The following is a 9,154-nucleotide window of genomic DNA, read 5'->3' as shown; positions in this document are numbered from 1 at the left end:
TTTGACGGACCTGTCCGAGCTGACCGACGTCACCACCACCGCCGGCAAGATCGCCGACCTGAAGCGTCGCCGTGCCGAGGCCACCTACCCGATGGGTGAGAAGGCCGTCGAGCGCGTCCACTCCCAGGAGCGCCTCACCGCCCGTGAGCGACTCGACTACCTCCTCGACGAGGGCTCCTTCGTCGAGACCGACATGCTCGCCAAGCACCGCACCACCGACTTCGGCATGGGCAAGAAGCGCCCGACCACCGACGGTATCGTCACCGGCTGGGGCACCATCGACGGCCGCGAGGTGTGCATCTTCTCCCAGGACGGCACCGTCTTCGGTGGCGCCCTCGGTGAGGTCTACGGCGAGAAGATGATCAAGATCATGGACCTGGCCGTCACCACCGGCCGTCCGCTGATCGGCCTCTACGAGGGTGCCGGCGCCCGCATCCAGGACGGCGCCGTGTCCCTGGACATGATCGCCCGCACCTTCTACCAGAACATCCACGCCTCCGGCGTCGTCCCGCAGATCTCCGTGATCATGGGCGCCTCCGCCGGCGGCAACGCCTACTCCCCGGCGCTGACCGACTTCGTCGTCATGGTGGACAAGACCTCCAAGATGTTCGTCACCGGCCCGGACGTCATCAAGACCGTCACCGGTGAGGAGATCACCCAGGAGGAGCTGGGCGGCGCCTCCACCCACATGACCACCGCGGGCAACTCCCACTTCACCGCGAAGTCCGACGAGGAGGCCCTCGACTGGGTCCACGACCTGGTCGGTTTCCTCCCGTCGAACAACCGCACCGTGGCCCCGTACGAGGAGTTCACCGCGGACGAGGGCGCGGTCGGCGACAACATCACCGCCGACGACCTGCGTCTCGACGGCATGATCCCGGACTCCCCGACCCAGCCCTACGACGTCCGTGAGGTCATCGAGTGCCTCACCGACGACGGCGAGTACCTGGAGATCCAGGCCGAGCGCGCCGAGAACGTCGTCATCGCCTTCGGCCGCGTCGAGGGCCAGTCGGTGGGCTTCGTCGCCAACCAGCCCTCCGTCTACGCCGGCTGCCTGGACATCGACTCCTCCGAGAAGGCCGCCCGCTTCATCCGCACCTGCGACGCCTTCAACATCCCGATCGTCATGCTCGTCGACGTCCCCGGCTTCCTCCCGGGCGCCGGCCAGGAGCACGGCGGCATCCTGCGCCGCGGCGCGAAGCTGCTCTACGCCTACGGCGAGGCCACCGTCCCGAAGATCACCGTCACCATGCGCAAGGCCTACGGCGGCGCGTACTGCGTGATGGGCTCCAAGGGCCTGGGTGCCGACGTCAACCTGGCGTGGCCGACCGCCCAGATCGCCGTCATGGGTGCCGCCGGCGCCGTGGGCTTCATCTACCGCAAGGAGCTCAAGGAGGCCCACGACAAGGGCCTCGACGTCCTCGAGCTGGCCAAGTCCTTCGAGCGCGAGTACGAGGACCACATGCTCACCCCGTACAAGGCCGCTGAGCGCGGTCTCATCGACGCGGTCATCCTGCCGTCCGAGACCCGCGGCATGATCGCCCGTAACCTGCGCCTGTACAAGGACAAGAACGTGTCCCGCCCGGCGCGTAAGCACGGCAACATCCCGCTGTAAACCGGCCCCGTACGCCCCGCCTGCGCCTGAAGTGTCGTGGGCGGGGCGTAGCCGTCTAGACTAGAGGACCATGACTTCCACCTCCCCTGATCTCACGACCACCGCCGGAAGGCTCGCCGACCTGCGTGCCCGCCTGGCGGAGGCCGAGGCCCCGGTGGGGACCGACGCCGTCGAGGCGACCCACGCCTCCGGTCGGGCCACCGCGCGCGAGCGTGTGCTGGCACTTCTCGACGACGCCTCGTTCGTCGAGACCGACGCCCTCGCACGCCACCGTTCCACCCAGTTCGGCCTCGACGCCGAGCGTCCGCTGACCGACGGTGTCGTCACCGGTTACGGCACGATCAACGGCCGGAAGGTCTGCGTGTTCTCGCAGGACTCCACCGTGTTCGACGGTTCCCTCGGTGAGGTGTACGGCGAGAAGATCATCAAGGTCTACGACCTGGCCATCAAGACCGGTGTGCCGATCATCGGCATCCACGAGGGCGCGGGCCCGCGCGTCGCCGAGGGCATCGTCACCCTGTCGATGTACTCGAAGATCCTGGCCCGCACCACCACCGCCTCGGGTCTCATCCCGCAGATCTCCGTGATCGCCGGCCACACCGGGGGCATGCACGCCCTCGCGCCGGTCTTCGCCGACGTCGTCGTCATGGTCGAGGACGGCGGTGCGCTGCACCTGGCCGCCACGGACGTGGTGGAGAAGGTCACCGGTAAGGCCGCCACCCCCGAGTCCCTGGGTTCCGCCTCCGTGCACGCCACCACCTCCGGCACCGCACACCTGACGGCCCCCACCGACCTGGAGGCGATCAACCTGGTCAAGGAGGTCGTCGGCCACCTGCCGTCGAACAACCGCGCCGAGGCCCCGCGCCCGGAGACCGAGACCTCCCTGGAGGTCACCGACACCGACCGCGAGCTCGACTCCCTCATCCCGGACTCCGACGCCCACACCTACGACATGCACGAGGTCGTGCGTCGGGTCGTCGACAACGGCGAGATCCTCGAGCTGCAGGCCGGTTACGCCGCCAACATCATCACCGCCCTGGCCCGCATCGAGGGGCGTGCGGTGGGTGTGGTCGCGAACCAGCCGACCGACCTCGCCGGCTGCCTCGACTCCGCCTCCGCGGAGAAGGCCGCCCGTTTCATCCGCACCTGCGACGCCTTCAACATCCCGGTCGTCGAGTTCGTCGACTCCCCCGGCTTCCTGCCCGGTGAGGACCAGGAGCACGGCGGAGTGCTGCGCCGGGGCGCCAAGCTGGCCTACGCTTACGCCGAGGCGACCGTCGGCAAGCTCACCGTGATCACCCGCAAGGCCATCGGCCCGTCGTATGTCCTGATGGGCTCGAAGGACCTGGGCGCCGACCTCGTCTTCGCGTGGCCGACCGCGGAGATCGCTGTCACCGAGGCCCCGGCCGCCGTGGCCGCGCTCGACGGGAAGATCGACGAGCAGACCTACGCCGACAATTACATCAACCCCTACCTCGCCGCGGAGCGCAGCCTCGTCGACGCCGTGATCGAGCCGTCCACCACCCGCCCCCAGCTCATTGAGGGCCTCCGCCTCCTGGACCGCAAGGTGATCCAGACCCCGGCGAAGAAGCACGGAAACATCCCCCTGTAAGGAGCCGATCGTGACCACCACCACCGCCACCAAGCCGCTGTTCCGTGTGCTCAAGGGCAACCCCGACGCCACCGAGCTCGCGGCCCTGACCGCTGTGCTCACCGCCCTGGCCAAGAAGCGCCCGGACGAGGAGTCCGGCGAGCGCAACCTCTGGGGCCGTCCCGAGGACCGCCTGCAGCGCACCACGCTCTACAACCCGAACGCGTTCCGCAACGTCACCTTCTACTGATGCGGATCGTTCTCGCGTCCTCGTCCCCGTCGCGGCGGATGATCCTGGCCAACGCCGGTGTCGATCCCGTCATCCAGCCCGCCGACGTCGATGAGGACGCCCTCCTGGCGTCCCTGCAGGACGCCTCCCCCGCCGACGCCGTCGCGGCCCTGGCCCGCGCCAAGGCTCACGCCGTCGCCGGGCAGTTCCACGACGACGTGGTCATCGGCGGCGACTCCATGCTGCTTCTCGACGGCCACCTGCAGGGCAAACCCCACACCGAGGAAGCCACCGTCGCACGCTGGCGGGAGCAGGCCGGCAAGGTGGCGCAGCTGCTCACGGGGCACTGCATCGTCCACCGGGGTGAGGAGTTCGTGGAGACGACCTCCACGACCGTGCACTTCGCCGCCGCCTCCGAGGCCGACATCCTGGCCTACGCGGCGTCCGGGGAGCCCTGGCAGTGCGCCGGCGCCTTCACCCTGGAGGCCCTCGGCGGCTGGTTCATCGACCGGATCGAGGGGGACCCCTCGTCGGTGATCGGGCTGAGCCTGCCGACCGTGCGGCGCGCCCTCTACCGGTTCGGGCTCGACGCCAGCGCCTTCTGGCGTTCCTAGAGGAACTTCTCGATCTCCGCCCACACCTGGGGCACCAGGGAGTTGAGGTACGCGAGGCTGAGGTGGTTGCCGTCGCGGTACACGAGGATGTTGCCGATCACCGGCGGGCAGTAGCCGTCCGCGCAGTACCAGGACGAGGTGTCCACGGCCCGGGCCGTGGGGATGTCCGCCAGGTACTCGAGCGCGGGGTCGACCGGCTGGTAGAAGTCCTCCTCCACCACACCGCAGACCGCCGGGTCATCGGCGACGCGGAGGCAGAACGGGACGGACTCGTCGGAGCCGTCGGGGAGGAACTTCCACGGGTTGTCGCGCAGCCCGACGAAGGGGATGCCCTCGTCGGCGAGGAAGTCCCAGAAGGTGAGGTAGGACTCCGGGACACCCTCCTGGAAGTCACCGAACTCCAGGAAGGGGCGCGTCGTCGTCGAGATGACCAGCTCCGGCCGGGCCTCCGCCAGACGGTCGATGACCTGCCCGTTGAACAGGGCGCAGTCCGGCTCGAAGAGCCCGTCGCGCTCCTCCACGAACGTGGGGCAGGACTGGCGCACCAGCGGGATGACGCGGAAGCCGTGCTCCCTGCCCAGCACGTCGAGGGGGATGACCCACTGCTCGGAGTGGGAGCCGCCGACGAGGTAGACGTCACGGGTCGCCGCCGGGTCGCCGAAGACGCAGTCGGCGCCGCGTTCGTCGATGGGCAGGACATGCGGGTCGTCGCCGAAGCGGGAGATGCACTTCTCCGTCCAGATCTTCGAGATCAGCGCCCCCGCCAGCTCCGGGTCCGGGCGGGTCTTCTTCGCCGGCACGGGCGCACCGGTGAGGGCGGCGGCGCCGGGGTACTGGGTGGCGTCGAGAAGCAGTCCCCCGGCGAGGTGGAGGCGGACCTCCCACACACCCTGGAGCACCAGCAGCGTCGACATGATGAGCGCCAGGACACCGGCCCCGACCGCACGACCGCGGGCCCGGGCGGAGGACCGCAGCTGCGCGAGCGCCTCCCGCACACGCCGCTCCCCCGCGCGGGGACGGGCGGCGTGCTGCCGCAGAGGCTTCTCGACGAACCGGTGCGTCACATCCGCCAGCAGCAGCGACACCGCGACCACCGCGACACCCAGCCACCACGGCACCTCGTCGAAGCCCAGCATGACGAGGCTGAGGATGAGCAGCGGCCAGTGCCACAGGTAGAGCGGGTAGGCGATGTCACCGAGCCAGCGCATGGAACGGTGCGCCAGCCACCCGGCCACCCGGCCCTGTCCCCCACCGAGGATGACCAGGACGGCACCGCCGATCGGGTACAGGGCGGCCGGGCCGGGGAAGAGCCAGGCGCCGTCGAAAAGCAGTCCCGTCGTGAGCACCATCGCCAGGCCCACCACGATGAACAGCTCCTGCAGCCGCGGGTGCACCTTCACGCGGTGCGCGTGCAGCGCCAGGAGGGCGCCAGCGGTCAGCTGCCACATGCGGGACCAGGTGGAGTAGTAGTTGAGCGCCTGCCACTCCCGGTGCAGCCACACCGCGTAGAGGAAGGAGGCCACGGTGGCCAGGACGAGCAGCGCCGTCACCCACCGGGAGATGTCGACGCCCACCCGCCGCATCCAGATGACCGCCATCGCCAGGGCGATGGCCATGACGTAGAACTGCCCCTGGACCGCCATCGACCACAGGTGCTGCAAAGGGCTGACCCCGCCGGAGGCGACATTGTAGTCCGCGTCCTGCGCGGCCAGTGTCCAGTTCTGGTAGTAGAGCAGACTGGCCGTGAACTGGTCCATGAGATCCACGCTGCGCATCCAGGGGATGCCGAGCATGACCACCGCCGCCGTCGTGCCGAGCACCACCAGCAGCCCCGGGTACAGGCGCCGGATGGTACGCCAGAACGGCCACCAGGGGTTCGGCGAGGCGTCGGCGCGGCGTGCGTAGCGTAGCTGCGAACCGAGGAAGAAATAGCCGCTGAGCAGAAGGAACACATCCACACCGCCGGACACCCGCCCGACGAAGACGTGGAAGAGGACCACGAAAGCGATGGCGATGCCACGGAGCCCGTCCAGGTCGTAGCGGTAGGACACCGACCTGACCGGGGGTGCCTGCACGGCGGCGTCCGTCGTCTGCATGGAACCTCATTTCCTCACCGAAGTACCCCGCCAGGTTAACAGCGCAGGTCGAGGTGGAGAAAAGATCACTAGGCTCGGAGGACATGAAGATCAACGACATGATGGCACCGCCGCCCCTCCACCTCCCCGCCGACCCGGCCGCCGGCCTCGACCCCGCCGCCGCCGAGACCGCTTTCGCCCACCCCGACAGCCCGCTCGTGTGGGTCACCCGCGCCGAGATGCTGCTCGCCGCCGGTTCGCTCGACGACGTGGCCAAGCTCACCGCCTACGCCCACGCCCGCACCGCCTACCACCGTTCCCTCGACCGTCTGCGCGCCAACGGCTGGAAGGGCTGGGGCCCCGTCCCCTTCGAGCACGAGGCGAACCAGCCGGTGCTCCGCGCCATCGCGGCCCTCGCCCGCGCCGCGCGTCTCATCGGTGAGGACAACGAGTACGACCGCTGCCGGCAGATGCTCTCCGACGCCGATCCGGCGTCCGTGGCCCGCCTCATCGACGAGGTCGCCTGACCCACCCCGCTCCCGTCAGTAGTGGGTGAGCCCCCAGTAGGGGAACACCGCCCGGGAGGTCGCCCGGAGCGCGGCGGTCGGCCGCTCGCTGAGCACCATCCCGGGGCGGTAGTCGCGCAGCCGGGCCTCCGCCCCCGGGTCCCCCAACGTCGCTGACGTGAGCAGACCACCGGCGCGGGGCATGCGCACGGTGGCGTCGATGCTGACGTCCGCGACCGCCGCGAGGAGCAGCACCCAGGCACGCGCGACGGAGTCGACGTGGTAGCCGCCCCCGCCCAGCGCCACCCAGCGCCCCTGCGCGTGCCGCTCCGCCCAGGCCCCGACCGTCCGGTACACCAGCCCCATGACGTCGACGCTGAGGTCCAGGTCCGTCAGCGGGTCCGCGCGGTGGGCGTCGGTGCCGTGCTGGCTGACGATGATCTCCGGGGAGAAGGCCTGCAGCAGCGGCGGGACGATGCCGTGCACCGCGCGCAGCCACTCCACGTCCCCCGTCCGCCGGTCCAGGGCGATGTTGACCGCCGTCCCCAGCGCCCCCGGTCCCCCGATGTCCCCGGCGTGTCCGGTGCCGGGGAAGAGGTAGAGGCCCGACTCGTGGACCGAGATGGTGAGCACCCGGGGGTCATCCCAGAAGAGCTTCTCGACGCCGTCCCCGTGGTGCGCGTCCAGGTCGAGGTACACGATCCGCTGCGCACCCAGCTCCAGGAGCCGGTCGATGGCGACCGCCGCGTCGTTGAACATGCAGAACCCGCTCATCCGGTCGCGGGCCGCATGGTGCAGCCCGCCCGCCAGATTCACGGCCCGCATCGCCTTCCCCTCCCACACCGCCTCCGCCGCCGCGACCGAGGCCGCGACGATCCGGGACGCCACCGGCGGCAGGTCGGGTGCGAGCGGCTGATCCGCGGTGCCGATGCCGTGCTCCGGGTGCGCCCGCCCGGAACGCAACGCCGCCAGGTAGTCCGGGGTGTGCACCCGCAGGAGGAGATCATCCCGGGCCGGGGGTGGCTCGACGATCTCGAAGAGGTCGGTGAGTCCGAGGAAGCGGGCCAGCTGCACCGCGAGGCTCACCCGGTGGGGGCTCATCGGATGGTCGGCGCCGAAGTGGTAACGGGTGAGTTCGCCGGTGTGGAAGAGCAGCGGACTCACAGTGACCTCGCGAGGGGGTCGCGCTCCGGGTCCAGGGGGAGCACGCGGGCCCGCGCCCCGGTGACGCGGGCCCCGTCGGGGCCGACGAGGACGGGGCCGAGCTCCACCTCGACGACGCTGACCAGCTCGTCCTTGAGACGCCCCAGCCGCATGAGCAGGTCCTCCAGGGCCGCCAGGTCGACGGGCGCGGAGTCGCCGTGGCCGGTGAGCAGCGCGGCGGTGCCCAACCCGGTGAGCATGTCCCGGGCGTCGCGGCGGCGCAGGGGTGGGACGCGCCAGGTGCGGTCGTCGAGAAGCTCGGTGACCGGGCCGGCGAGCCCCACGGACATGATGGGCCCGAGGACCGGGTCCTCCACCGCGCGCAGGGTCACGGCGGTGCCGGGGGCGTCCCCGGGTGCGACCGCGATGCCGTAGGCGGCGAGCAGCCTGCTGCACTCGTCGTCACTCAGCCACCCGCCGCCGGGGTGGGCGGCGAGCAGCCCGCGCAGCAGGTCGGTGGCGTCCTCCGCCGGGGGCGGGGCCGTGTCATCGTCCGGGTCGGGGCGGGCGGCGGCGCGTTTCTCCTCGTTGTCGGCGATGAGCGCCAGGGCCTCGAGGGCGTCGGCGTAGGAGGTGAACACGGGCAGGTCCGTGCCGGTCGGGGGTGGGCCGAAGCCGACGAAGACGCCGACCAGGGGGCGCCTGCACGCGGCGGCCAGCTCCTCCAGTCCCCGGTGCACGGGCCCGGACACCGGCTGGCTGATCTCCACCGCCGCGGTGAGCACGATGTCGACGTGCGGATCAGCGAGCGCCTGGCGAGCGGCCCGGACGAGGCCCGCCACCGGATCCCCGGAGACCGTCACGGCGCTGGGGTGGAGGCCGAAACGGTGGGCGGCCTGCCGCATCTGCCCGGTGAGCCCCGCGGAGTTGGAGATGACCCGCACGCGCCGCCCCGGGGGCACCGGTTGACGGGCGAGGATCCCGGCGACGTCGAACATGGTGTCCCGGCGCGCGGTGACGATGGCCCCGGCGTGGCGGATGACCTCGTCGAGTGCACCCGGGGGCACGGCGACCAGGCCCACCGCCGTGTGGTGGCGCGCCGAGAGCAGCGCCCGGCTGGGGTGAAGATGACCACCGGCTTCTCCAGCGCCAGGCGGCGCAGCACGCGGAAGAACTTCCGGGGGTTGCCGATGGCGTCGAGGGTGAGCAGGCAGATGTCGGTGTCCGGGTCGTCCGACCAGTACTGCATGAGGTCGTTGGCGGTGACGTCGGCGAACGCCCCCGAGGCGACGAAGGAGGAGATCCCGCAGCCGCGCTCCAGGGCCCGGGACAGGGTGAGGGTGGCCACTCCCGCGGACTGCGTGAACAGCCCGACCCGGCC

The 9,154-nt window shown here is 70.9% G+C and carries 8 protein-coding genes and 1 pseudogene; 5 read left to right on the top strand and 4 right to left on the bottom strand.

Annotation, left to right across the window (positions count from 1 at the left end; translation table 11 throughout):
• Nucleotide 1: 1 nt before the first annotated feature.
• The 4 genes from GXZ33_RS00925 to GXZ33_RS00910 all read left to right on the top strand — a co-directional run bounded on the left by GXZ33_RS00925 (nucleotide 2) and on the right by GXZ33_RS00910 (nucleotide 4,049).
• Nucleotides 2-1,615 carry an acyl-CoA carboxylase subunit beta gene (locus GXZ33_RS00925; RefSeq protein WP_291338990.1) on the top strand — a complete coding sequence of 538 codons (1,614 nt, stop codon included), beginning with the start codon at nucleotides 2-4 and terminating at the stop codon, nucleotides 1,613-1,615.
• A 70-nt stretch (nucleotides 1,616-1,685) separates the two neighbouring features.
• Nucleotides 1,686-3,227 (top strand): acyl-CoA carboxylase subunit beta, encoded by a 1,542-nt coding sequence (locus GXZ33_RS00920; RefSeq protein ID WP_291338989.1) that lies wholly within the window; start codon nucleotides 1,686-1,688, stop codon nucleotides 3,225-3,227.
• 10 nt (nucleotides 3,228-3,237) lie between these two features.
• Nucleotides 3,238-3,456, top strand: a complete 219-nt coding sequence (locus tag GXZ33_RS00915; RefSeq protein WP_291338988.1) for an acyl-CoA carboxylase subunit epsilon — start codon at nucleotides 3,238-3,240, stop codon at nucleotides 3,454-3,456.
• On the top strand, nucleotides 3,456-4,049 hold the full coding sequence (locus GXZ33_RS00910) for a nucleoside triphosphate pyrophosphatase (protein WP_291338987.1): 594 nt from the start codon (nucleotides 3,456-3,458) through the stop codon (nucleotides 4,047-4,049). Before GXZ33_RS00915 ends, GXZ33_RS00910 begins: the two co-directional genes overlap by 1 nt.
• Here GXZ33_RS00910 and GXZ33_RS00905 read toward each other — a convergent pair.
• Nucleotides 4,046-6,145, bottom strand: a complete 2,100-nt coding sequence (locus GXZ33_RS00905; RefSeq protein ID WP_291338986.1) for an acyltransferase family protein — start codon at nucleotides 6,143-6,145, stop codon at nucleotides 4,046-4,048. The two genes, GXZ33_RS00910 and GXZ33_RS00905, sit on opposite strands and share 4 nt — an antisense overlap.
• An 83-nt stretch (nucleotides 6,146-6,228) precedes the next feature.
• On the opposite strand from GXZ33_RS00905, the gene GXZ33_RS00900 reads away from it, so the two are divergent.
• The gene (locus GXZ33_RS00900) at nucleotides 6,229-6,651 is read left to right on the top strand and encodes a DUF3151 domain-containing protein (RefSeq protein ID WP_291338985.1); all 423 of its coding nucleotides are present in this window, start codon (nucleotides 6,229-6,231) and stop codon (nucleotides 6,649-6,651) included.
• Nucleotides 6,652-6,666: 15 nt separating this feature from the next.
• On the opposite strand, the gene GXZ33_RS00895 is transcribed toward GXZ33_RS00900, so the two are convergent.
• From GXZ33_RS00895 to GXZ33_RS12635, 3 genes and pseudogenes are all read right to left on the bottom strand, one after another.
• Nucleotides 6,667-7,794 carry an acetoin utilization protein AcuC gene (locus GXZ33_RS00895; RefSeq protein WP_291338984.1) on the bottom strand — a complete coding sequence of 376 codons (1,128 nt, stop codon included), beginning with the start codon at nucleotides 7,792-7,794 and terminating at the stop codon, nucleotides 6,667-6,669.
• The gene (locus GXZ33_RS00890; protein WP_291338983.1) at nucleotides 7,791-8,840 is read right to left on the bottom strand and encodes an acetate--CoA ligase family protein; all 1,050 of its coding nucleotides are present in this window, start codon (nucleotides 8,838-8,840) and stop codon (nucleotides 7,791-7,793) included. Before GXZ33_RS00890 ends, GXZ33_RS00895 begins: the two co-directional genes overlap by 4 nt.
• A gap of 107 nt (nucleotides 8,841-8,947) precedes the next feature.
• A pseudogene (locus GXZ33_RS12635) lies at nucleotides 8,948-9,121 on the bottom strand (hypothetical protein); the annotation flags it as partial.
• Nucleotides 9,122-9,154 lie beyond the last annotated feature (33 nt).

Source organism: Corynebacterium sp., from assembly GCF_012838985.1.
Taxonomy (GTDB): domain Bacteria; phylum Actinomycetota; class Actinomycetes; order Mycobacteriales; family Mycobacteriaceae; genus Corynebacterium.
The sequence above is the reverse complement of the archived record's forward strand: the minus strand, read 5'-3'. Positions and strand labels throughout refer to the sequence as shown.